Origin of the sequence: Microvirga antarctica (assembly GCF_017921815.1) — a bacterium.
Taxonomy (GTDB): domain Bacteria; phylum Pseudomonadota; class Alphaproteobacteria; order Rhizobiales; family Beijerinckiaceae; genus Microvirga; species Microvirga antarctica.
On sequence record NZ_JAGEMM010000093.1, the window covers coordinates 1 to 289 of the forward strand.

A 289-nucleotide genomic window follows, 5' to 3' on the forward strand; every position below is an offset into this window, starting at 1 on the left:
CTTCCGGCGTACAGCTACGCATTCGGGGCAAAGTACAGGGCGTCGGTTTTCGTCCTTTTGTCTGGCAGCTGGCGCAGCAGTTGCGATTACACGGCGACGTGTGTAATGACGGCGACGGCGTCGTCGTTCGGCTGCTGGAAGATCCGTCGCAATTTATTGCCGCGCTCTATCAGGATTGCCCGCCGCTGGCGCGCATTGACAGCGTTGAACACGCGTCGTTGGTATGGGAGCGCGCACCGACGGATTTCACCATTCGTCAGAGCGCAGGCGGTTCGATGAACACGCAAAT

General features: G+C 59.2%; 1 protein-coding gene. It reads left to right on the plus strand.

Annotation, left to right across the window (positions count from 1 at the left end; all coding sequences use genetic code 11):
* Positions 1 to 289: acylphosphatase (locus J4G32_RS21000; protein ID WP_210497628.1), on the plus strand; the 289-nt coding region annotated here is incomplete at both ends.